General features: G+C 71.9%; 18 protein-coding genes and 1 pseudogene. 16 read left to right on the forward strand and 3 right to left on the reverse strand.

All coding sequences use genetic code 11. The annotated features are described in order from the left end of the window. Window positions 1-186: 186 nt before the first annotated feature. Together BJF80_RS20240 and BJF80_RS20245 are read right to left on the reverse strand one after the other, a co-directional pair. Window positions 187-1452: a flavodoxin domain-containing protein gene (locus BJF80_RS20240; RefSeq protein WP_158068523.1), complete on the reverse strand. Its 1266-nt coding sequence runs from the start codon at window positions 1450-1452 to the stop codon at window positions 187-189. After that, the gene (locus BJF80_RS20245; RefSeq protein ID WP_083673626.1) at window positions 1443-3158 is read right to left on the reverse strand and encodes a cytochrome P450; all 1716 of its coding nucleotides are present in this window, start codon (window positions 3156-3158) and stop codon (window positions 1443-1445) included. The genes BJF80_RS20240 and BJF80_RS20245 overlap by 10 nt, the downstream gene beginning before the upstream one ends. A 99-nt stretch (window positions 3159-3257) precedes the next feature. On the opposite strand from BJF80_RS20245, the gene BJF80_RS11135 reads away from it, so the two are divergent. The 16 genes and pseudogenes from BJF80_RS11135 (at window position 3258) to BJF80_RS11210 (ending at window position 20434) form a co-directional block, all read left to right on the forward strand. Next, the gene (locus BJF80_RS11135) at window positions 3258-4175 is read left to right on the forward strand and encodes a LysR family transcriptional regulator (protein WP_022924672.1); all 918 of its coding nucleotides are present in this window, start codon (window positions 3258-3260) and stop codon (window positions 4173-4175) included. Next, window positions 4172-4594 (forward strand): HtaA domain-containing protein, encoded by a 423-nt coding sequence (locus BJF80_RS11140; RefSeq protein WP_022924671.1) that lies wholly within the window; start codon window positions 4172-4174, stop codon window positions 4592-4594. Before BJF80_RS11135 ends, BJF80_RS11140 begins: the two co-directional genes overlap by 4 nt. A gap of 134 nt (window positions 4595-4728) precedes the next feature. Then, complete coding sequence (locus tag BJF80_RS11145) at window positions 4729-6135, forward strand: aldehyde dehydrogenase family protein (protein WP_075813679.1); 1407 nt, start codon at window positions 4729-4731, stop codon at window positions 6133-6135. Window positions 6136-6255: 120 nt separating this feature from the next. Next, window positions 6256-7254 carry an AraC-like ligand-binding domain-containing protein gene (locus tag BJF80_RS11150; protein WP_052327799.1) on the forward strand — a complete coding sequence of 333 codons (999 nt, stop codon included), beginning with the start codon at window positions 6256-6258 and terminating at the stop codon, window positions 7252-7254. A gap of 176 nt (window positions 7255-7430) precedes the next feature. Then, a complete protein-coding gene (locus tag BJF80_RS11155; RefSeq protein WP_022924668.1) occupies window positions 7431-7844 on the forward strand; it encodes a carboxymuconolactone decarboxylase family protein in 414 nt (137 codons plus the stop codon). A gap of 38 nt (window positions 7845-7882) precedes the next feature. Then, a complete protein-coding gene (locus BJF80_RS11160) occupies window positions 7883-8770 on the forward strand; it encodes an NAD(P)-dependent oxidoreductase (protein WP_075813681.1) in 888 nt (295 codons plus the stop codon). Then, entirely contained in the window at window positions 8767-9342 is a 576-nt protein-coding gene (locus tag BJF80_RS11165; protein WP_075813683.1) for a TRAP transporter small permease, read from the forward strand. Before BJF80_RS11160 ends, BJF80_RS11165 begins: the two co-directional genes overlap by 4 nt. Window positions 9343-9347: 5 nt before the next feature. Next, window positions 9348-10748 carry a TRAP transporter large permease gene (locus BJF80_RS11170; protein WP_075813685.1) on the forward strand — a complete coding sequence of 467 codons (1401 nt, stop codon included), beginning with the start codon at window positions 9348-9350 and terminating at the stop codon, window positions 10746-10748. Window positions 10749-10791: 43 nt separating this feature from the next. Then, the gene (locus tag BJF80_RS11175) at window positions 10792-11931 is read left to right on the forward strand and encodes a TRAP transporter substrate-binding protein (RefSeq protein ID WP_083673627.1); all 1140 of its coding nucleotides are present in this window, start codon (window positions 10792-10794) and stop codon (window positions 11929-11931) included. Between the two features lie 116 nt (window positions 11932-12047). After that, window positions 12048-13607 (forward strand): fumarylacetoacetate hydrolase family protein, encoded by a 1560-nt coding sequence (locus BJF80_RS11180; protein WP_075813689.1) that lies wholly within the window; start codon window positions 12048-12050, stop codon window positions 13605-13607. Further along, window positions 13604-14292, forward strand: a pseudogene (locus BJF80_RS11185) (GntR family transcriptional regulator). Before BJF80_RS11180 ends, BJF80_RS11185 begins: the two are co-directional and overlap by 4 nt. Before the next feature lie 19 nt (window positions 14293-14311). Then, window positions 14312-15835 carry a 5-carboxymethyl-2-hydroxymuconate semialdehyde dehydrogenase gene (hpaE, locus tag BJF80_RS11190; protein WP_075813691.1) on the forward strand — a complete coding sequence of 508 codons (1524 nt, stop codon included), beginning with the start codon at window positions 14312-14314 and terminating at the stop codon, window positions 15833-15835. 49 nt (window positions 15836-15884) lie between these two features. After that, on the forward strand, window positions 15885-17051 hold the full coding sequence (gene hpaD, locus BJF80_RS11195; protein ID WP_075813693.1) for a 3,4-dihydroxyphenylacetate 2,3-dioxygenase: 1167 nt from the start codon (window positions 15885-15887) through the stop codon (window positions 17049-17051). Between the two features lie 16 nt (window positions 17052-17067). After that, the gene (locus BJF80_RS11200) at window positions 17068-17853 is read left to right on the forward strand and encodes a 2-keto-4-pentenoate hydratase (protein WP_022924659.1); all 786 of its coding nucleotides are present in this window, start codon (window positions 17068-17070) and stop codon (window positions 17851-17853) included. After that, window positions 17838-18638: an aldolase/citrate lyase family protein gene (locus BJF80_RS11205; protein WP_075813695.1), complete on the forward strand. Its 801-nt coding sequence runs from the start codon at window positions 17838-17840 to the stop codon at window positions 18636-18638. Before BJF80_RS11200 ends, BJF80_RS11205 begins: the two co-directional genes overlap by 16 nt. A gap of 143 nt (window positions 18639-18781) precedes the next feature. Then, on the forward strand, window positions 18782-20434 hold the full coding sequence (locus BJF80_RS11210; RefSeq protein WP_075813697.1) for a thiamine pyrophosphate-binding protein: 1653 nt from the start codon (window positions 18782-18784) through the stop codon (window positions 20432-20434). A gap of 15 nt (window positions 20435-20449) precedes the next feature. Here BJF80_RS11210 and BJF80_RS11215 read toward each other — a convergent pair whose 3' ends face one another. Then, window positions 20450-23332: an FAD-binding and (Fe-S)-binding domain-containing protein gene (locus BJF80_RS11215; protein ID WP_075813699.1), complete on the reverse strand. Its 2883-nt coding sequence runs from the start codon at window positions 23330-23332 to the stop codon at window positions 20450-20452. Between the last annotated feature and the right edge of the window lie 85 nt (window positions 23333-23417).

Below are 23417 nucleotides of genomic sequence, written 5' to 3' on the forward strand. Positions count from 1 at the left end.
GGCTGGCGGGACCAGCGGGTGCGGGTGGTCTCAGCATCGCACGCGGTCGCCCGCCGGCCTGGTGCGACCGCGGACCGTGCACCACCGGGCCGGTGCTGTGCACCCGGCGACCAGTGGTGCTCCTGCGCGCACGACCGGGGAAGCGGGCCTCAGGCCTGAGGCGGGGCGTCCGCGGGCCTGCTGCGGTCAGACGTCGGCCGGGCCGGTGAGCTCGGGCAGCACACTCTCCAGCCACTCGACGGCTGCCTCGGCAGCCGCGTCTGGACCGCTCGCGTCGTGCCGCCCGTACTGGCCGAAGCGGGTCGCGCCCGAGGCGGTCAGCGCCTCGTCGAGCAGCTCGCTGCCGCGCGAGTACGTGCGGGTGTAGCTGCGGTCACCCATCCCGAAGACGGCGTAGCGGAGCCCGTGCAGGTCCGTGCTCCCCGACTGCAACGACGCGTGAAAGGGGCGGGCCGAGGTCGGCACCTCACCGTCGCCGTAGGTCGAGCAGATCAGCAGGTGCGCGCGGCCGGGGTCCAGGTCGTCGGGTGTCGTCATCCCCAGGTCCTGCACCTGGACGTCCGCATCCTCCCCAAGAGCGCGGTGGAGGTCCTCGGCGACCAGCTCGGCGCCGCCCGATTCCGTGGCGAACAGGATGGTCAGGGCGGTGCCAGGGGGGAGGTGCACGCCGGCCTCGTCCGGCTCAGGCAGCTCGACCGAGGCGTCCGCGGCGGCCTCCAGCTGGGCCTCGCGAGACGCGAGCTTGGTCCGTCGGCGCCCCGGTGCCGCCGCGAGCCGCTCCCGTGCGTCGATGCGCCGCCACCCGTCGAAGCTCACCTCGCGCGCACGGGGAGGGAGCCCGGCCGCGGACACCGTGACCGCCCCGTCGGCCACGTCCTCGTGCACCGCCCGGGCAAGACTGCGGGCGTCCAGACGCTGGTCGGGTATGGTCCCGCGCGGTCCGCGACGCAGCCAGCCCGCGGTGTAGAGCCCGGGCTCGACCCGGCCCTCGGGCGAGGAGCCCGGCTCCACCGGGGTGTGGGGGCCGCCCGCGAACCCGACCGCCGTCACCACGTCGTCGGTCTCCAGGACGACCTCGCCCCCGTCCCCCGAGAAGACGACCGCCCGGACCGCGTCGGTGCCCTCGAGACGGACGGGGGACAGACCGAACCACCACTCGACCCGCACGCGCTCGCGGTCCGGGCGGCTCTCGGCCAGGGAGAGGACGGCCTCGACGCGGGCGTCCCTGCTGTCCTCCTCGTCCGGGTCGACGCCGTGGACGACGTGTCGCACACCCCGGAGCGAGCCCAGCTCGCGCACCATGACGGGGTCGAACTTGGCGGCCGACGGCGTGCTGCGCCCCACGAGGTGGACCGTCCTGACCTCGCTGCACAGCCGCTCCCGGGCCTCGTCGTCGACATCGCTGCCGCCCAGGTCGTCGACGTCGCGGACGAGCATGCGCGTCACGTCCATCGCCACGTTGCCGTGGCCCACGACCACGACGGTCGGCCCGAGTCGCGGAGCCTCGTCCTCGTCGGGGTGGGCGTTGAGCAGGCGGGTGACCCGTCCCGCGCCGTGCACCCGCAGGAGGTCCGCCCCGGGGACGGGCAGGCGGGCGTCGGCCTGCAGGCCGGTCGCCAGGACCACCACGTCGTAGGCGCGGCGCAGCTCCTCCAGGGAGACGTCCGACCCGAGCCGCAGGTTGCCCCGGAACTGCACGCCCTCGGACATGAACAGGCGGTCGAACTGGCGGACCACCGTCTTGGTGCCCTGGTGGTCGGCGGCCACCCCGTGCCGCACCAGCCGTAGGGCGTCGGGAGCTCGTCGATGACGTCGACCGGTGCCGCGGGAAAGGTGCTCCGCAGGGCCAGGGCGCTGAAGGCGCCGGCCGGACCCGACCCCACGACGGCGATCCGCGGCGCGAGGTCGGACGTCTTCTCCCCGGCCGTGGGTTGCCCGTCCGCCGGCGCTGCGGGCTCCTCGGGCGTCCGTGTCCCGGTCCAGGTCACCGGGAGCCGCGTCATACCCCGGAACACCCATCCCCCGATCTCGGCCTCACGAGCCCGGGAGAGGGCCAGCCCGTCGAGGCGACGGAACAGGAGAGGGAGCGCCACGTCGGCGACCTCGGCCCGGGCGACCCAGGCGCCCAGGCAGACGTGGACCCCCTTGCCGAAGGCCAGGTGGGGCTTGACCTCTCGACGGATGTCGAAGCGCGCGGCATCCGGCCACACCCCTTCGTCCCGGTTGGCGGACAGGATGCAGATGCCCAGCTTGGCCCCTTGGGGCAGCCGGACCCCCTCGAGGACGGTGTCCCGGGTGACCTGCCGGGAGTACAGGCCGATGGGGGCGACCCACCGGATGGCCTCGTCGAACACCGACTGCCAGAGGGAGGGGTCGGCCTCCACGGCGGCACGCTGCTCGGGGTGGGTCAGCACGGCCCAGGCGGCGACCCCCAGGGCGTCCCGGGGCTCGTTGAGTCCGCCCCCGATGGTCATCTTGACGTTCGCCCGGATGCGCTCCAGCGGCATCTCGTAGTCCGGGATGCGGAGCAGCTGGGAGAGCAGCGAGGCGTCGGGGTGGTCCTGGTGCCACCGCAGCATCTCGTCGAGGGTGGTGTCGACCTCCTCGTAGGAGGCAAGGCCGGCGGCCCAGACGTCCGGGTCGTCGGCATAGTTGCCGGTGGCGTCGATCATCGTCTGTGACCAGCGCTGCAGGTCCTGCTGCGACACGTTGTGCAGGCCGATGATCTCGCGCAGGTTCTCCGCCGCGTAGGGAGCGGCGAAGTCCCACACGAGATCCGCCTCCGGCCCCCGGGTCAGGAACTCGTCCAGGTAGCGCTCGGCGTTGCGCCGGAACACCTCGGTCCACGTGCGCTTGACCGCACCTGGCCTGAGCGCCGGCTGCCAGGCGGTCCGCTCGCGGTAGTGCTCCGGGTCGTCCCGGCGCAGCATCGAGTGCCCCATGGCGCGGATCTGCAGCGAGCCCTCCTCGTCGGCCGAGTAGACCTCCTGGTCCAGCTCGGTCTCGTGCACGGCCGCATAGCTCGTGACGAGGTAGCGACCGACCTGCGGGACCCAGTGGACGCCTCCCTCGGACCGGAGTCGCTCGTAGAGGGGGAAGGGGTCGCGGTAGAGGTCGGGGATCGTCACCCAGTCCGCAACCGGAGCATCGATGGTCATGGCACGTCCTTGTGATCCGGGGATGAGGCCGAGTATGAAGGTCTGGAAGGGCGAGCAAAAGCGGGGATATCCTCGGTGGTTCATCGGTAATATCGGGGTATGGAGGCGCCCGACTACACGCTCAGACAGCTGTCCTACTTCTTGACCGCGATCGACGAAGGGACGATCTCGGCCGCGTCCGCCCGGCTGCACGTCACACCCAGCGCGGTCTCCGACGCCATCACCGGTCTGGAGCGGGCGCTGGGGGAGCAGCTGTGCGTCCGTCGCAGGGCGCACGGCATACGCCCGACGAGTGCAGGAGCGGGGGTGGCGGCGCGGGCCCACCGCCTGCTGAGCGACGCCGGGGACCTGGCGCTCTCGTTGCGCAGCACCGAGGGCGAGCTCGTCGGCCCCATCACCCTGGGCTGCCACCCGATCCTCGCCCCGACGATCCTGCCGCGCCTGCTGGACGAGTTCGGCTCCGCCCACCCGCGCGTGCAGCTCGACGTCGTGGAGGCGACCCACGACCAGCTCGAGGGACGGCTCGAGTCGGGTGAGGTGGACGTGGCCTTCGTCTACGACACGCTGGTGCCCGGGACCCCGCGCCGTGAGCAGCTCTTCGGCATACCGGCCCACATCCTGGTGGCAGCCGACGATCCCCTGGCCTCCGCGGACGCGATCGAGCTGGAGGAGGTGGTGGGACGCGACCTCATCCTGCTGGACGCGGCACCCTCCAGCCAGCACACCCTGTCGCTGTTCGCGCGACGGGGGCTGACCCCGCGCATCCGGCTGCGGACCGCGAGCTACGAGGTGGTGCGGACCCTCGTCGGCAGGGGTCTGGGCTACGGCGTCCTGGTCCAACGACCCGCCAACCCGGCCAGCTACGAGGGCTACCCTGTCGTGATGAAGGAGATCCGGCCCGCGGTCCCCCCGGTGGGGATCGAGGTGATCTGGTCCTCGACGGCCACGCCGACCCTGCGGACCAGAGAGCTCATCTCCTTCGCGAGGTCGATCCGCTGGCCCGGCACCGTGGGATGAGCGTGCTGGTCTGGGGCATCAAGGCCTCCCTCCTCGCCTACGTGAACGGTATGCCGGACGGCAGGGTGGAGCTCGCGGAGGTGGAGGAGCAGGGCGGGAGGTTCCACTTCGCGCAGGACCGGGAGGCCGACCGCGCCGATCCCGCGGTCCGGCACTTCGCCGGGGCGGTGACCCTCGTCGGTCACCACGGCCTGATGCGCGTCGTGCTGGCTGACCCGTGGCTGCGGCCTACCGCGCCCGGTGCCGCCCTCAGCGTCGCCGATCCCGACGTCGTCGGCGCACGCCTCGCCTTCGCCCGCATCGAGAGGTGGGCCGGGGGAGCGGCGTCGGGGACGACGCTCACGTCGGAGGGCGCCGACCTCTTCTTCGGGCCGTACGCGGAGGGCACCGAGCTGGACGACCCCCGGGTGGTGGACTGAGTCGTGCGGCGCGCCGCCGCGGTACGGCGGACAGGAACGTGCGTCCCTGGACGCCCGCCGTGCGCGAATCGGCTACTGGGCCCGAGGTGTGCCTCGCCAGGCTGGCACGACAGCCGACCCAGAGGAGCGCGACCATGCCACAGACCGTGACCGACCTGCTCGACCGCGTGAGCGTCGAGGACGGGCGTCCCATCCACGACCCTGCCACCGGTGAGCTGGTCGGCCACACGGCCGAGCACACGGTCGAGGACCTGGACGCGGCCGTCGCGGCGGTGCGTGCGGCTCAGCCGGCGTGGGCCGGTCTCGGCTACGCGGGGCGGCGGGAGTACCTCATGCGCGCGGCCGACCTCGTGGAGGAGAACGCCGAGGCCCTGGCGAGGCTGCTCTCCCGCGAGCAGGGCAAGCCGCTGAACGGACCCAACGCGCGCTTCGAGGTCGGCGCCTGCGTCGCGTGGATGCGCGCCACCGCATCCCTCGAGCTCACCCCGGAGGTGGTCGTCGACGAGCCGGACAACCACTCCGAGCTGCACTACCGCCCGGCCGGCGTCGTCGGGGCCATCGGACCCTGGAACTGGCCGATGATGATCACCATCTGGCAGGTGGCACCGGCGCTCACCGTCGGAGACACGGTCGTGGTGAAGCCCAGCGAGTACACGCCGTTGTCCGTGCAGGCCCTGGTCTGCGTGCTGAACGACGCACTGCCGGCGGATGTCTGCCGGGTGGTGCCCGGAGGCCGGGACATCGGCGCGCGGATGGCCGAGCACCCGGGGATCGACAAGCTCATGTTCACCGGCTCGACCGCCACCGGGAAGGCGATCGCCCGGTCCTCGGCCGACAACCTGACCCGCCTCACGCTCGAGCTCGGCGGCAACGACGCCGGCATCGTGCTGCCGGGGACCGACGTGGCCGCGCACGCGGAGGACCTGTTCTGGGGAGCCTTCCTCAACACCGGGCAGACCTGCGCCGCGCTCAAGCGGCTCTACGTGCACGAGTCCCAGTACGAGGAGGTCGTCGACGCGCTGGCGGGTCTCGCCGCGTCGATGCCGATGGGCAACGGGCTGGACGAGGCCAACGTCCTGGGACCGCTGCAGAACAAGCAGCAGTTCGACATCGTCGCCCGGCTCGTGGAGGACGCCCGCTCGTCCGGTGCCCGGATCGTCACCGGGGGTGAGCCCGCGGCCGAGCTGGGCGACCTCTTCTACCCCGTCACCATCGTGGCCGACGTGCTCGACGGCACCGCCATCGTCGACGAGGAGCAGTTCGGGCCCGCCCTCCCGGTCATCCGGTACTCCGACGTGGACGAGGCGATCGAGGCGGCCAACGGGCTCGACGCCGCCCTCGGCGCCTCGGTGTGGTCGGACGACCCGGAGGCGGCCCGGGCGACCGCCCTGCGCCTCGAGGCCGGTAGCGTCTGGATCAACAAGCACGGCGGCATCCACCCGATGGTGCCGTTCGGAGGTATCAAGGGGTCCGGCTACGGGCTCGAGTTCGGGGTCGAGGGGCTCAAGTCCGTCTGCGTCCCGGTCGTGCTCACCAGCTAGTCCGGTCGGCGCGGCAGCCCTGTCATGGGCGGCGAGGATCATATAGGGTGCGAGTGCAATCGTATACGGTTTGATCCTGTGACCCGTTGGGACGTGACTTCGATGACGATGTCAGCCTCTGTGCAGACCCCCCGAGCGCTCGAGGAGTGCAGCGCCGACAGCCTGCGCGCGTGGCGACGGCTGATGGGCAGCCGGTTCGTCGCGCTACGGCTGAGCGGTCCGGAGCCGTTCGTCGGAGTGCTGCGCACCACCGTCATCGACGGCACCCACATCTCCGACATCCAGGCCAGCGCGCACCGGGTCGAACGGCGTGCCGACGACATCAGCGTGGACGACCCGGAGCACCTCAAGCTCACCCTGCAGCTCACCGGCCGGGGAGTGGTCCGGCAGGACGGCAGGGAGGCCGTCCTGCACCAGGGGGACGTGGCGGTGTACGACACGGGCCGGCCCTACGTCCTCGACTACCCGGTGGGCATGCGCTCGCTGGTCATGGTCTTCCCGCACCGGATGCTCGGGTTGTCCGCAGAGCTGGTGCCCTCGATGACCGCGACCCGGCTGGCCGGCGACAGCGGCATCGGGAAGGTCATCTCCCCCTTCATGACCCACCTGGCCGAGAACCTCACCCAGCTCTCGGGAGCCCCGGGCGTCCGCATCGTCCGCAGCGCCCTGGACCTCGTGACGGCGATGCTGTCCGACGAGCTCCTGCGCCACCACAGCGGCGGTGAGTCCTGGCGTCAGCTGCTGGGGGCCGCGCAGCGGTACATCGAGGCCAACCTCGACGACCCCGAGCTGTCGGCCAGCCGGGTCGCGGCCGTCCACTACGTCTCGTTGCGGCACCTGCAGTACCTCTTCAGCCATGAGAACCAGACCGTCTCCGGCTACATCCGCCAGCAGCGTCTGGAGCGGAGCCGGATGGACCTGCAGGACCCCTCGCTCGTCGACCTCTCCATCCTGCACATCGCGCACCGGTGGGGCTTCTCGGACGCCAGTCACTTCAGCCGGATCTTCCGCGCGGCCTACGGCGCCAGCCCGAGCGCGTACCGGCGCGGCCTCGTCGCGGGGGAGACCGGCCGCCCGGTGGGTCCGGTCCTGGGACGGTCCGACCGCCGGAGTGCGTGACTCCTGGTCGGGGTCGTCTGCGGCGTGCACCTGGCGCCGGGCGCCGTGCACCTGTGGCCCAGCAGGGCAGGTCGTGACCGCAGCAGACTGACAGGACGGTCACCGCAGATCAGGTGAGATCAGGTGGCCGTGGTGCCGGATCGAGCCGGCACCCCCACCTTGCGGAAGGACACCCCATGATCCGAGACGACCTGCTCTACGCGACGGGGCTCGAGCAGCGCCGGGCGATGTTCGGCTCGGCCGGTGCCGAGGACCAGGTCGAGCACACGGACGATCTGAACGACAAGCTGCAGGAGTTCGTCACCCGGGTCTGCTTCGGGGACATCTGGCAGCGTGAGGGGCTCGACCTCACGGAGCGCAGCAAGATCACCCTCGCCATGCTCATCGCCACGGGCAAGTCGCACGAGATCCGCATCCACCTCCGAGGTGCCCTGGCCAACGGGGTGACCCCGCTGCAGCTGCGCGAGATCGTCGTGCACTCCATCCTCTACTGCGGCATCCCGGCCGCGGTCGAGGGCATGCGTGCGTTGACGGAGGTCCTGGACGAGCAGGGGATCAGCACCGATCTCGACGGCGAATCCGCTCGCTGACCCATCGACCGATGACTCGCGAAGGAGCGGGACCAACCATGACTGATCACACTGCGCACCCGGTGGGCTTCATCGGACTGGGGGTGATGGGCGCCCCGATGGCGGCCAACATCGTCCGGTCGGGCCGACGCGTCCTGGTCCATGACGTCGACGCCGAGGTGACGGCGCGCGTCGCCGCCGACATCGGTGCCGTCCCGGCCGTCGAGCTGTCCGAGCTGACGGAGTGCTCGGTCGTCGTGCTGATGCTGCCGACGAGCGCGGTCGTGCGTTCGGCGCTGCTGGACGAGGGTGGGAGGCCCAGGGTGGCGTTCGAAGGGGGGACCGTCTTCGTCGACATGAGCAGCTCCGACCCGACCGAGACGGTCGAGACGGGTGGGCTGCTCCGCGAGGCCGGTCTGCGCATGGTCGACGCCCCGGTGTCCGGTGCGCGCGAGAGGGCGATCGCCGGGACCTTGTCCATCATGCTGGGCACCGACGACGAGAGCGCGGCGGACCTCGCGGTGCCGGTCATCGAGGCGATGAGCTCGGCGATCTTCCGGACCGGCAAGCTCGGCACCGGACACGCGATGAAGGCCCTCAACAACTTCGTGGCTGCTGCCGCCTTCACCGCCGCCGCCGAGGCCCTGGTCGCGGGCGGCAGGTTCGGGCTGGTCCCGGCCGTCATGGTCGACGTCCTCAACGCGTCCACCGGACAGAGCTTCGTCACCCAGCACGTCATGGGTCCGCACATCGTGGAGGGCGCGTACGCCAGCGGCTTCGCCCTTCCCCTGTTCACCAAGGATGTCCGTATCGCGGAGCGGCTGCAGCGGGCCATGGGTCACACGTCACCGGTCTGCGACGCCGTGGCCGCCACCATGGGTGACGCCCTGGAGGCGCTGGGACCCGTCGACCACACCCGCGCGCACGAGTTCTGGAGCACCCGGTGAGCGTGGCCGGCGTCGGTCGCACCCTTCCCGGGGAGCGTGCAGTACTGACGCTGGCGCGGGTCTGCGCCGTCATCTCCGCCCTGGCCGTGGTCACGATCATGGTGGCGATCGCGCTCCAGGTCGCGGTGCGCGCGCTCTGGGGATTCACCCTCCCCGGCATGCTCGAGGTCGCGCAGTCCTGCCTGGTCATCGCGGTGGCCTTCGGGCTGGCCTGGGCTGCCGTCACGGGTGACCACGTCTCGGTGACCCTGCTCACCGACCGCCTGAGCCCACGGGTCAACCGTGTGCTGGACGTGGTCGTGTGGTCGGTGTCCTCGGTCCTCGTCGCCTGGTTGGCCGTCTCCAGCACCCTCCGGGCTGTCGAGGCGACGGAGCGGGGGGAGCAGGGGTTCGGGATCATCGTCTGGTATGAGTGGCCGTGGCGGTGGTTCATCGCCGCCGGCTTCGTCGTGCTGTTCCTCGTCTGCGTCATGAACGTCGCCCGCTCTCTCACGGGGGCGCGGCCCTACGACCAGCTGGACGGGGCCGAGCAGCACCTCCTCGGCCCGGTCGCCCGGCGTCCGCAGGAGTAGGTCGCATGACCGTCTCGATGATCATCGCCGTCACCATCGGCCTGCTCCTGCTGCTCCTCGCGAGCCGGTTTCCCATCGCCCTCGCCCTGGGGCTGTCGGGAGCCTGCGGACTGATCCTGCTCAAGGGAACGGGCTACACCGGGAGCGTCCTGGGGTCCGTGTCCTTCAGCCAGACCTACAGCTTCGGGCTGACCATCATCCCGATGTTCATCCTCATGGGCCTCTTCGCCGTCCGGGCCAACGTCGCCGAGTACGTCTACACCATCGCGGCCCGTGCGGTGCGGCGCGCGCCCGGTGGGCTGGGTGTCGCGACGGTCATGGCCTGTGCCGGGTTCGCCGCGGTCTCCGGGTCGAGCATCGGGACCGCAGCCACGATGTCCAAGCTGTCGATCGCCCAGATGCGCCGCCACGGGTACCCGGCCAGCCTGGCCTCCGCGCTGGTCGCCGTCGCGGGAACCCTCGGGGTGATGATCCCGCCCAGCACGTTCCTGGTCCTCTACGCCATCATGACGAGCACCTCGGTCGCGCAGATGCTCGCCGGGGGCGTGGTGCCGGGGCTGCTGTCGGCTGCCGCCTACATCACCTACATCATGACGCTCGGGGCGCGCCGGATCGGCCGCTCGACGGACCCCGAGGACCTGCAGGGCGCGGTCGACGACGCCCGGGCCGAGGTGGCGGCCGGGAGCGGCCCCACCCCCTCGGACGACGTCGACAGCCCCCGGCCCTGGCGCAGCCTGCCCTGGCAGGGGCTGGTCTACATCGCCATCCTCTTCAGCATCGTCCTCGGTGGGATGTACTCGGGCATCTTCACGTCGACCGAGTCGGCGGCCATCGGCGCCCTGGCTGCAGTGGTCATCCTGGTCTTCGAGAACCGGCGACGAGGCCTGCGCGGCATCGCCACCGAGGTGCGGCACGCGCTGCAGGACACCGCGGCGACCACCTCGATGGTCTTCTTCATCATCATCGGCTCGGCCATCCTGTCGGCCTTCTTCATCGCTGCCCGGGTGCCCCAGTCCATCACCCAGGCCGTGACCGCCGTCGACCTGCCCCCCACCCTCACCATGGCCCTCCTGCTGGCCTGCCTCATCCCGCTGGGCATGGCCCTGGAGTCCCTGTCCATCCTGGTCATCACCGTGCCGATCCTCTACCCCATCGCCATGGAGTACGGCTTCGACGGCGTGTGGCTGGGCATCCTCATCGTCAAGCTGATCGAGATCGGCATGGTGACCCCGCCCGTCGGCATCAACGCCTTCGTCGTGGCCGGGAGCGCCGGCCTGCGCACCGACACGGTCTTCCGGGGGCTGCTGCCGCTGTTCCTCGTCGAGCTCGTGGTGGTGGTCATCCTCTTCGCCTTCCCCCAGCTGTCCCTGTTCCTGCCCTCCCTCGTCAACCCGGCAGCGGGCTAGACCGGCCCCTGCCAGCGCACCTGCAACCCCACAAAGGAGAACGATGATGTTTCCTCGTCTGACCACCGGCCGCCGCCCGCTCGTGCTGGGGGCCGTGACCGCCGCTGCCCTCGTGTCGGCCGGTTGTTCCGGCGTCGCCACCGACGACACCGCTGCCGATGAGGGGGAGACCTTCACCTTCACCCTGTCCACCGGAGCCCAGGAGGGCACACCCAATGCCGCGGTGCAGGACTGGTACCTCGACGCCGTCGAGGAGGCCACCGAGGGCCGGGTGAGCTTCGAGCGCACCACGAACGAGTCGCTGTGCGCCGCTCCGGAGGTCGTCGAGTGCGTCCGGGACGGCCGCGCCCAGATCGGCGTCACGGTGCCCGACTACACGCCGCAGTACTTCCCGTCCACCAGCATGGTGAGCATCCCGTTCCTCACCACCAACTCGCAGGCGTCGATGGAGACGCTCTACCAGCTGCACCTCGAGGACGGCCCGGCCAAGGCCGTGATGGACCAGAACGGACTGCACCACGTGGGCACGTGGCCGGTGGGGCGCATCCTCATTGGGACCGAGGAGCAGGTGTCCTCCCCCGAGGACCTCGACGGCCTGTCGATGCGGGCCTCCGGTCCGATCGTCCAGCAGCTGCTGACCGACTCCGGCGCCAGCATCCAGGCCGTGACCGCCTCGGAGAGCTACGAGGCGGTGCAGCGCGGGGTGCTGGAGGCGGTCGGGGGCACCATCGACTTCCCGGTCAACTACGGACTCATGGAGCTGCTGCCCTACTGGAGCGACCCGGGCATCGGTCAGTACTCGACGTTCGGGATGTGGTTCTCCCAGGACGCCTACGACAGCCTGCCCGAAGACCTGCGGGAGACCGTCGACGGCGTCACCGAGGAGCTCAACACCGGAGCGGGCATCGAGGCGTTCAACGACCAGGCTGCGGACCAGTGCCAGCAGATGTTGGACGCCCCGACCGTCGAGGACCTGACCATGTGGGACGAGTCCGTGACCCAGGCCTGGGAGGAGGAGTCCCTGGAGTCCTCGAAGCAGGCCTGGGTGGAGCTCGCGTCCAGCCAGGGTCTGGAGGACGCCCAGGCCGTGCTCGACGAGTACGTGGCGGGCTACACGGACCTGGAGGACGTGGCCTACGACGACGCGATCCTCGCCTGCGTGGACGAGTTCGCCTCCCAGTGACGCGGGACCGGCCCCGCCCGGTCCGGGCGGGGCCGGTCGCGGCGCCGCAGGGGAGTTGTGCAGCCCGACCTGAATCGTATACGATCTGTCCCATGACGACGAGCGAGGAAGCTCCCATGATCATCGACGAGACCAGGAGTGGTCAGACGACGGGCACCCCGGAGCCCCAGGACCCTCGCTTCGCCGCCCTCCCGTGTCGCCCGGGCAAGGTCATCGCCGTCCACCTGAGCTACGCCTCCCGTGCCGACCAGCGCGGGCGTCGCCCTGCTGCACCGTCGTACTTCCTCAAGCCGTCCAGCTCCGTGGCGCCCTCGCAGGGCACCGTGGAGCGCCCGGCCGGGACCGAGCTGCTGGCCTTCGAGGGGGAGGTGGCCCTCGTCATCGGCCGGCCCGCCCGGCACGTCACCGAGGAGGAGGCGTGGTCGTACGTGGGCTGGGTCACCGCCGCCAACGACCTCGGGCTCTATGACCTGCGCGCCAACGACAAGGGGTCCAACACCCGTTCCAAGGGCCGCGACGGGTATACCCCGGTCGGGCCAGAGCTCGTCGACGCGCGCCTCGTCGACCCCGCTGCGCTCAGGGTGCGTACCTGGGTCAACGACGAGCTGGTGCAGGACGACACCACCGCGGGGTTGATCTTCTCGCTGCCACAGATCGTCGCCGACCTCGCCCAGCACCTCACCCTGGAGACCGGGGACGTCATCCTCACAGGCACCCCGTCCGGCTCCTCGGTCCTCGCCCCCGGTGACGTCGTCGAGGTCGAGGTGGACGCCCCCGCCGCCGAGGGCGCACCCACCAGCGGGCGGCTCGTCACCACTGTGGTCCAGGGGGAGGGCGGGTTCGACCCCGAGCTCGGCTCCCTGCCCGCGGTCGACGACACCCAGCGCGCAGAGGCGTGGGGCTCCCGGGAGGCGGCCGGCCTGCCGGCCGAGGACACCTCCTCCACCGACGCCCGCGAGCACGAGGTCGCGACGCGCCCGGCCCTGGACCCGGACCTGCGCGAGCGGCTCCTGCAGGTGCCCGTGGCCGGGCTGTCGCAGCAGCTGCGGCAGCGCGGCCTCGACAACGTCACCATCGACGGCGTCCGGCCGCTGCACCCCGGCGCCAAGCTCGTCGGGCTGGCCCGCACCCTGCGCTTCGTGCCCAACCGCGAGGACCTCTTCCGCAGCCACGGCGGGGGCTACAACGCCCAGAAGCGCGCCTTCGACGCCGTCGGCGAGGGCGAGGTCATCGTCATCGAGGCCCGCGGGGAGACCGGCTCCGGGACCCTCGGGGACATCCTCGCCATCCGGGCCCACGCCAACGGCGCCGCCGGCATCGTCACCGACGGCGGGGTGCGCGACCACGACGCCGTCGCTGCGGTCGGCATCCCCGTCTACAGCGCCGGGGCCCACCCCGCCGTCCTCGGCCGCCGCCACGTGCCGTGGGACCACGACCTCACGATCGCCTGCGGCGGCACCACCGTGCAGCCCGGTGACATCCTCGTCGGCGACGCCGACGGCGTGGTCGTCATCCCGCCCAGCCTCGCCGAGGAGGTCGTCGACGCCGCGCTCGCCAAGGAGGCCGAGGACGCGTGGGTCGCCGACCGGGTCGCCGAGGGGCACTCGGTGGACGGTCTCTTCCCGATGAACGCCGAGTGGAGAGCGAGGTACGACGCGTGGCGCGAGCAGAGCTGAGCAGCACGGACGCCTCGTCCCTCAGCAAGTCCCAGCGGGCCTACCACTGGATCAAGGAGCGCATCGCCAGCCAGGACTTCACCCCCGGCTACCGGCTCGTGCTCGGCTCCATCGCCGGGGAGCTCGACATGAGCGTGGTGCCGGTCCGCGAGGCGATCCGCCAGCTCGAGGCGGAGGGGCTGGTGACCTTCGAGCGCAACGTCGGGGCCCGGGTGTCGATGGTCGACGACTCGCAGTACCGGCACAGTATGCAGGCGCTGTCGATCCTGGAGGGGACGGCGACCGCGCTCGCCGCACGTCGCTGACGGCCGACGACCTGCGCGCTGCCCGCAGCCTCAACGAGCTGATGATCGAGATGCTGGACCACTTCGAGCCACGCGCGTTCACCCGCCTCAACCAGGAGTTCCACTCCACCCTCTACGGTCGCTGCCCGAACCCGCGGCTGCTGGACCTGGTGGAGGCCGAGTGGGCCCGGCTGGGCCACCTGCGCGACTCGACCTTCAGCTTCGTGCCCGGGCGCGCGCAGGAGTCGGTGCACGAGCACGAAGGCATCCTGCGGCTCATCGAGCACGGTGCACCTCTGGGCGAGATCGAGAAGGCGGCCCGGCGCCACCGCTCGGCGACCCTCGACGCCTACCTCATCCACGAGCACCCCGACGAGACGCTGGGTCTCCCGGCGTTCTGACCACCCCAGGAGGAGCATGATGACCGACCCCACCAGCACGGGGCACCGCCCCGCCGACCTGCCCGAGCGCATCCAGCACTACATCGACGGCGAGCTCGTCGACTCCGTGGACGGCGCGACCTTCGAGGTGCTCGACCCTGTCTCGAACGAGACGTACCTCAGCGCGGCGGCCGGCAAGCAGGCGGACGTCGATCGTGCGGTCGCCGCCGCCCGACGGGCGTTCACCGAGGGGCCGTGGCCGGGGATGCTGCCGCGCGATCGCAGCCGCATCCTGCACCGGGTCGCCGACATCGTCGAGTCCCGGGACGCCCGGCTCGCGGAGCTGGAGTCCTTCGACTCCGGGCTGCCGATCACCCAGGCGCTCGGCCAGGCCCGCCGGGCCGCGGAGAACTTCCGGTTCTTCGCCGACCTGGTGGTGGCCCAGGCCGACGACACCTACAAGGTGCCCGGGCGCCAGGTGAACTACGTCAACCGCAAGCCCATCGGGGTCGCCGGCCTCATCACCCCCTGGAACACGCCGTTCATGCTGGAGTCCTGGAAGCTGGGCCCGGCGCTGGCGACGGGCAACACGGTGGTGCTCAAGCCGGCCGAGTTCACCCCGCTGTCGGCCTCGCTGTGGGCAGGGATCTTCCAGGAGGCGGGGGTACCGCCGGGGGTCTTCAACCTGGTCAACGGTCTCGGGGAGGAGGCCGGGGACGCCCTGGTCAAGCACCCGGACGTGCCGCTCATCTCCTTCACCGGCGAGAGCCGCACCGGGCAGCTCATCTTCGCCAACGCGGCTCCCCACCTCAAGGGTCTGTCGATGGAGCTGGGCGGCAAGTCGCCGGCCGTCGTCTTCGCCGACGCCGACCTCGACGCCGCGATCGACGCGACCATCTTCGGCGTCTTCTCCCTCAACGGGGAGCGGTGCACCGCCGGCAGCCGGATCCTCGTGCAGCGCGAGGTCTACGACGAGTTCGTCGAGCGGTATGCCGCGCAGGCCCGGCGTGTCGTCGTGGGGCACCCCCACGACGAGCGCACGGAGGTCGGCGCGCTGGTCCACCCCGAGCACTTCGACAAGGTGATGAGCTACATCGAGATCGGCCGCGGCGAGGCACGGCTGGTCGCCGGCGGCGGCCGGCCGGAGGGCTTCGAGAGCGGCAACTTCGTCGCCCCGACGGTCTTCGTCGACGTCCCCCGCGACGCCCGGATCTTCCAGGAGGAGATCTTCGGGCCGGTGGTGGCGATCACCCCCTTCGACACCGAGGAGGAGGCGCTCGAGCTGGCCAACGGGGTGAGGTACGGCCTGGCCGCCTACATCTGGACCAACGACCTGCGCCGCGCGCACACCTTCGCCCAGAGCGTGGAGGCGGGCATGGTGTGGCTCAACTCCAACAACGTGCGCGACCTGCGCACCCCCTTCGGCGGCGTCAAGGCCTCCGGCCTGGGGCACGAGGGCGGCTACCGGTCCATCGACTTCTACACCGACCAGCAGGCCGTGCACATCACCCTCGGTGGGGCCCACCACCCGACCTTCGGCAAGCGCGACGCGGCTGACCGCTGACCGCCCACCCTGAGCAGCCCCGACCACCCCGACCTCGCAAGGACGCGACATGAGCGACAGGCACACCGACAAGACCCTCACCTCCTCGGGCTACTACGTCTCCCAGGAGGCACCCATCCACACCGACGACCCGGTGCCGACCCCGTCGGTTCCGGCTCCGGACATCCTGCGCTGCGCCTACATGGAGATCGTCGTCACCGACTTGGCTGCGTCCCGCGACTTCTACGTGGATGTGCTCGGCCTGACCGTCACCGAGGAGGACGACGCCACCGTCTACCTCCGCTCGATCGAGGAGTTCATCCACCACAACCTCGTCCTGCGCCAGGGGCCGGTGGCCGCGGTGGCGGCGTTCTCCTACCGCGTACGCTCCCCGGAGGACCTGGACAAGGCGGTGGCGTTCTACACCGAGCTGGGGTGCCGGGTCGAGCGGCGACCCGAGGGCTTCACCAAGGGGGTCGGCGACTCCGTGCGCGTCACCGACCCGCTGGGCTTCCCCTACGAGTTCTTCCACGACGTCGAGCACGTGGAGCGCCTGGCCTGGCGCTACGACCTCTACACCCCCGGTGCACTGGTGCGCCTGGACCACTTCAACCAGGTGACGCCCGACGTGCCCCGGGCCACGAAGTTCATGCAGGACCTGGGCTTCCGCGTCACCGAGGACATCCAGGACGACGCGGGCACGGTGTATGCCGCGTGGATGCGGCGCAAGCCGACCGTCCACGACACCGCGATGACCGGCGGCGACGGCCCGCGGATGCACCACGTCGCCTTCTCCACGCACGAGAAGCACAACATCCTGGCGATCTGCGACAAGCTCGGGGCGCTGCGCCGCTCGGACGCCATCGAGCGTGGCCCGGGCCGGCACGGGGTGTCCAACGCCTTCTACCTCTACCTGCGCGACCCGGACGGGCACCGGGTCGAGATCTACACCCAGGACTACTACACCGGTGACCCGGACAATCCCGTCATCACCTGGGACGTCCACGACAACCAGCGCCGGGACTGGTGGGGCAACCCGGTGGTGCCGTCGTGGTACACCGAGGCCTCCCTCGTGCTCGACCTCGACGGCAACCCGCAGCCGGTGGTCGAGCGCACCGACGACTCCGAGATGGGCGTCACCATCGGTGCCGACGGCTTCTCCTACACCCGCCGGGACGAGGACGAGGAGATGCCCGAGTGGAAGAAGGGCGAGTACAAGCTGGGGCACCAGCTGTGACGAGGGAGGACCACGGATGCTGACACCCGAGCAGATCGCCACGATCGCCGAGGAGCTGGCCGAGGCGGACCGCACGCACTCGGTCGTCCCGCGCATCACGGCACGCTACCCCGAGGCGACCATCGAGGACTCCTACGCCATCCAAGGCGTGTGGCGTGACCAGAACCTCGCCGCCGGTCGCCGGCTGGTGGGCCGCAAGATCGGATTGACCTCCAAGGCGATGCAGCAGGCCACAGGGATCACCGAGCCGGACTACGGCGTGATGTTCGACGACACCGTGCACGCCTCGGGCGCCGAGATCCCGGTCGACCACTTCTCCAATGTCCGCATCGAGGTCGAGCTCGCCTTCGTGCTGGCTCGGCCGCTGTCCGGACCGGACTGCACCCTCGAGCAGGCCCTGGACGCCATCGACTACGCCGTCCCGGCGCTGGAGGTCCTCAACTCGCACATCGAGCTCGAGGGCCGCACCATCGTCGACACCATCAGCGACAACGCCGCCTACGGCGCGATGGTGCTCGGTGACGAGCGCCGGCGCCCGGACGAGATCGACCTGCGCTGGGTCCCCGGGGTGCTGTCCCGCAACGGGGAGGTCGAGGAGACCGGCGTGGCCGCCGGTGTCCTCGGGCACCCCGCGACCGGGGTGGCCTGGCTGGCCAACAAGTTCCACCAGCACGGCGCCCGGCTGGAAGCCGGCGAGATCATCCTGGCCGGGTCGTTCACTCGGCCGATGTGGGTGTCCCGCGGGGACGACGTGCACTGCGACTACCGCGAGATGGGGACCGTCACGTGCCGCTTCGTCTGACGCCGGCCTTCCGCGACGTGCTGGCCTCCCAGGACCGGCCGATGGTCGGCATGTGGGTCAGCTCGGGCTCACCGCTGGTCGCCGAGATCGCCGCCGGCTCCGGTCTGGACTGGCTGCTCATCGACATGGAGCACGCCCCCAACGGCCTGGAGTCGGTGCTCGCGCAGCTGCAGGCGGTGGCGGCATACCCCGTCGTGCCGGTCGTCCGCGTCCCCTCCGCCGACCCGGTCCTCCTCAAGCAGGTGCTCGACCTCGGCGCGCAGACCATCCTCGTGCCCATGGTCGACAGCGCGCAGGAGGCCGCCGACGCCGTCGCGGCGGTCCGCTACCCGCCCCGCGGCAGGCGGGGCGTGGGCTCGGCCCTCGGCCGCTCGGCGCGGTGGAACCGCGTCGAGGGTTACCTCCAGCGGGCCGAGGAGCACGTCTCGCTGCTCGTGCAGATCGAGTCCGAGGCCGCCGTCGAGGCGGCGGCCGAGATCGGGGCGGTCGACGGCGTCGACGGGGTCTTCGTCGGGCCCAGCGACCTGGCTGCGTCCATGGGCGTGCTGGGGCAGCAGACGCACCCGGACGTGCGGGCCGCCGTGCTCCGGACCTTCGACGCGGTGCGGGCGGCGGGGACTCCCGTGGGCGTCAACGCCTTCGACCCCGCCGTGGCGGACGCCTACCTCGAGCAGGGTGCCTCCTTCGTCCTGGTCGGTGCCGACGTTGCGCTGCTCGCCCGCGGGTCGGAGGCGCTGGCGGCGCGCTTCATCGGCTCCGGCGGGGAGGACACCGACCGGTCCTGACGGCCCGCCCCCCGCCAGCACCTATAGTCGAGGGGTCCGGTGCCGCTGCGCGCCGGTGCTCGAAAAAGGAGCACGGAGCCGCGCCCGGCGCGGGAGACACATACGACCTCGATCCCGTCATGTCTCCAGCAGAGGAAACTCGTATGCCCAGCGTCTCCGCCCACGTCGCCCACACCCTGGCCCGCCACGTCGACCACGTCTTCGGGGTCATGGGCAACGGCAACGCGCACGTCCTCGACGCCCTCGAGCGCTCGAGCGACGTGCAGTTCACCGCGGTCCGCCACGAGGCCGGGGGAGTCGTGGCGGCGGACGCCTACCACCGCGCGTCCGGTCGGATCGCAGCCGCGACCTCGACCTACGGCGCCGGCTTCACCAACACGCTCACCGCGCTCGCCGAGGCGGTGCAGGCGCAGGTGCCGCTCGTGCTCGTCGTGGGGGATGAGCCGACCTCCGGGCCGCGGCCGTGGGACGTGGACCAGATCGCGCTGGCCTCCGCGGTGGGGGCGCGGACGTATACCGTCGGTCGCACCGACGCGGCGGCGACCACGGTCATCGCGATCGAGCACGCGCTGACCTACCGGGTGCCGACCGTGCTCGCAGTGCCCTACGACGTCGCCAAGCTCGACGCCGGCCCGGTGCCGGAGGTTTCCGCGCCGCGGATCCCCGAACCGCGCCGCCCCACGGGTGCCTTCGCCGAGGGGACGATCGCCGAGATCGCCACCGTCCTGGCCGGGGCGCAGCGGCCGCTGCTGCTCGCCGGGCGTGGGGCGTGGCTGGCCGGCGCGGGGGAGGCGTTGGGGGACCTCGCCGACGCCACCGGCGCGGTGACCGCCACCACCTCGCTGGGGCGCAACATCTTCCCCCGGGCGGAGTACGACCTGGGGGTGGCCGGCGGTTGGGGTGCCGAGGGGGCGATGGACCTCGTCCGCGAGGCCGACGTCGCGGTCGTCTTCGGCGCCTCGCTCAACCAGTTCACGATGCGCTTCGGGGCGCTGCTGGCGCCCGGCACCCGCATCTTCCAGGTCGACGTCGCGCCGGCGGCCACTCACCCTCACGTCGGGGGCTACGTTCAGGGTGATGCGGCCATCGTGGCCAGGGCGGTCACCGCGCAGCTCGGCGAGCTCGGCCACGCGCCCGGCGCCTGGCGCGAGTCCGTCCCCGTCGTCGAGCTGCGCGCCTACCACCCCGGGGAGGACCTCGCGCCCGACGGCCGGCTGGACCCGCGGTCAGTCGCCGTCCGGATCGGCGAGCTGCTGCCGCAGGACCGGGTCGTCGTTTCCGACGGTGGGCACTTCATCGGGTGGGCGAACATGTACTGGCCGGTGGCGGCGCCCGACCGGATGATCATGGTGGGCACCGCCTTCCAGTCGATCGGCCTGGGCTGGCCCTCGGTGCTCGGCGCCGCGCTGGCACGCCCGGACGCGACGGTCGTTCTCACCACCGGGGACGGCGGCGGGCTCATGGCCCTGGCCGACCTGGAGTCGGCGGTGCGCGTCGCCGGCGGGTCCGGGATGGCCGTGGTGTGGAACGACGGGGCCTACGGCGCCGAGGTCAACCTCTACGGGCTGCAGGGGCTGGCGCTCGCGCCGATGCTCATCCCGGAGGTCGACTTCGCCGCGCTGGCCTCCGGTGTGGGCGCCCGAGGCGTCGTCGTACGGCGCCTGGACGACCTCGACCAGCTCGCCGACTGGGCGGCGCAGCCGGCCGACGATCGCTCGTTCCTCGTCCTCGACTGCCGGGTGTCCCGCGACGTCGTCGCGCCCTACCAGGAGGAGATCATCCGGGTGAACAGCTGACACCACGGATGTCGCTCACAGGCGGCTCGCCTCCTCGAGCAGCTCGAGCACGTGCCGGTACGGGTGGCCGGTGGCCCGGGTCATCCCGATCTCGCAGGTGCGGTTCGAGGAGACGAACCCGGGCTCGGCGGCCGGGCTCGGGTCGGGGTTCGGGCTCACCCGCGCGACGATACCCGCGACCTCGGCGGCCTCCGCCGCGGTGGCCGAGGCGGTGAGCTCGGGGTGCAGCAGACCGCGGTCCCCGGCGAAGGCACAGCAGCCCCAGGACACCGGCACCACCACGTCGGTCGAGACCGCACGAGCCAGCGCCACCAGGGCCTCGGTACTGCCGGACCGCTCGGAGGAGCAGGTGGGGTGCACGACGACGGTGCGGTCGGTGCGACGTACGGCGAGCCGGGGGAGCACGGTGTCCCGGACGAACTCGACGGCGTCCACCACCCGCAGCTCCGGTGCGCGCTCGGCGAGCATCACGACGAGGCCCTCGGCGCAGGAAGACGCCTCGACCACGACCGGCAGCCGGCCACCCTCGGTGGCCTCCCGCAGGGCCGGGACGACCCGGTCGACCATGACGGCATACCCGCCGTCCAGCCCCTTGGACTTCCATGGGGTGCCGCAGCACAGGTCGCGGATGCCGGTCGGCGTGCGCAGCGGGACGTCGGCGCGCACGCACAGGTCGACGAGTGCACCGGTCGCCCCGGAGCCCAGGTCGCCGCGGTGGCCGCCCGGCTCGGTCCCGAACATCTCGCCGATGCAGGTGCTGAAGAGCACTGCGGCGGAGGAGGCCGGGTCGAGCTCACGGCGGCGCCGGCCGCCGCGCGGCAGGCGCGGGTCGTAGAGCGGCACGGCGTCGGCGCCGGCCACCGCGCGCACCACCCGCGTGGCAGCCACCGGGACGCCGGAGGGCACCAACCTCGCCGCGCTGAGCGCCAGCCCGCCCAGCGGCGCGACCGTGCCCCAGGCCCGCGCCGCCCCTGCCCAGGCCGTCTGCGCCGTGCGGGTGGCGGACTCCCTGCGCAGCCTCCGGGTGAGAGCACCCGTGTCGATGCGGACCGGGCACGCGCTCTGGCACATCCCGTCGACGGCGCAGGTCTGGTTGCCGTCGTAGTCGTAGTCGCGCTCGAGGGAGTCGGCGAGCGCGTGGTCGCCGGCGGCCCGCGCGGTCTGGATGTCGCGGCGCACCACGATGCGCTGGCGCGGGGTGAGCGTGAGGTCCTTGGACGGGCAGACCGGCTCGCAGTAGCCGCACTCGACGCACCGGTCGACCTCCTCCTCGACCGGCGGCGCGGTCTTGAGGTCCTGCAGGTATGACGTGGGCTCGTCGGAGAGGACGGCCGCCGGGTTGAGCAGTCCACGTGGGTCGACGAGCCGCTTGAGCTGCCACATGACGTCGTAGAGCTCGTCGCCGTACTGCCGCCGGACGAAGGGGGCCATGATGCGGCCGGTCCCGTGCTCGGCCTTGAGCGAGCCGCCCTGGCCCAGCACCAGGTCGACCATGTCCTCGGTGAAGGCGGCGTAGCGGCGCATCGCATCGGGGTCGTCGAAGCGCTCGTTGAGCAGGAAGTGGACGTTGCCGTCGCGGGCGTGCCCGAAGATGACCGACTGCTCGTAGCGGTGCGTGTCGAAGAGCTCGGTCAGCGCGACGCAGGTCTCCCCGAGCACGTCGACGCCGACGACGACATCCTCGAGCAGGGCGTTGGTGCCGGCGGGGCGGGCCTCGGCGACGGCGGAGAACAGCCCCTTGCGGACCCTCCACAGCGCGGCGCGCTCCCGGGCGTCCCGGGTAAGCCGGGCAGGCTCGGTCAGCGCCAGCCCGTCGAGGGTGGCGGCCGCCGACGCCAACGTGGCGTCCAGCTCGGCGGGGGTGTCGCCCTGCCACTCGACCAGCAGCGCGGCGTGCTCCTCGATGGCGAGGGAGGCGATCTGGGGCGGGCAGGCCGGGTCCTGCTGGGCCACCCGCAGCGACGCGGCGTCGAGCAGCTCGGCGGTGGCGACGTCGGTCCTGGCCAGCGCGGGGACTGCGCCGGTGGCCTCGGCGATGGTGTCGAGGACGAGGAGACCGGTGGCTACCTCGGGGTGGACGGGCACGGTCGCCAGGACGGCGGAGGCGACGAAGCCAAGCGTGCCCTCGCTGCCCACCATGAGGTGCACGAGCATGTCGAGCGGCCGCTCGTAGTCGAGCAGCGCGTTGATGCCGTAGCCCATGGTGTTCTTCATCGAGAACAGCCGCCGGATCGTCGCGACCGAGTCCGGGTCGGCGAGCACCTGCCGGCGCAGGGCCAGCAGCCCGGCGACCAGCTCGGGCTCCCTGGCCGCCAGCTCCGCCTCGGCGTCCGGGGCGCCCGAGTCGATGACGGTGCCCGAGGGCAGCACGAAGGTCAGCGACTCGAGCGTGGCGTAGGTGTTGAGCTCGGTGCCGCAGTGCATGCCGCTCGAGTTGTTGGCGATGACGCCGCCGAGCGTGCAGGCGCCCTCGCTGGCCGGATCCGGCCCGAGCTTGCGGTGGTAGGGCGCGAGCCGGGCGTTCACCGCACGCACCGTCACCCCCGGCTGGACCCGGACACGGGCCCCGCCGTCGAGCACCTCGACATCGGTGAAGTGGCGGCGGGTGTCGACCAGCACCGCGTCGGTGACGGACTGCCCGGAGAGGCTGGTGCCGCCGGAACGGAAGGTGATGGGCGCGCCTACGCGGTCGCAGGCGGCCATCACCGCGGCCACCTGGCTCGCGGAAGTGGGGCGGACGAGCAGCTCGGGCGTCAGCAGGTAGTGCGACGCGTCGTGCGCGAGCGCGTGCAGGTCCATCGGCCGCCGGCTGACCGCGCCGTCTCCCAACTGCTCGCCGAGCGCGCTCTCGAGCCGGCTCCAGGGGATCTCCAGGGTCGTCCGCGGCACGCCCGTCATCCTAGACCGGCACCTCACACGGTGCGCAGGAAGTCCAGGTGCGCCTCGTAGGCGTCGAGACAGTCGTGGATGGCCTGCGCGCGGG

It is taken from the genome of Serinicoccus sp. CUA-874 (genome assembly GCF_001942225.1).
Classification (GTDB): domain Bacteria; phylum Actinomycetota; class Actinomycetes; order Actinomycetales; family Dermatophilaceae; genus Ornithinicoccus; species Ornithinicoccus marinus.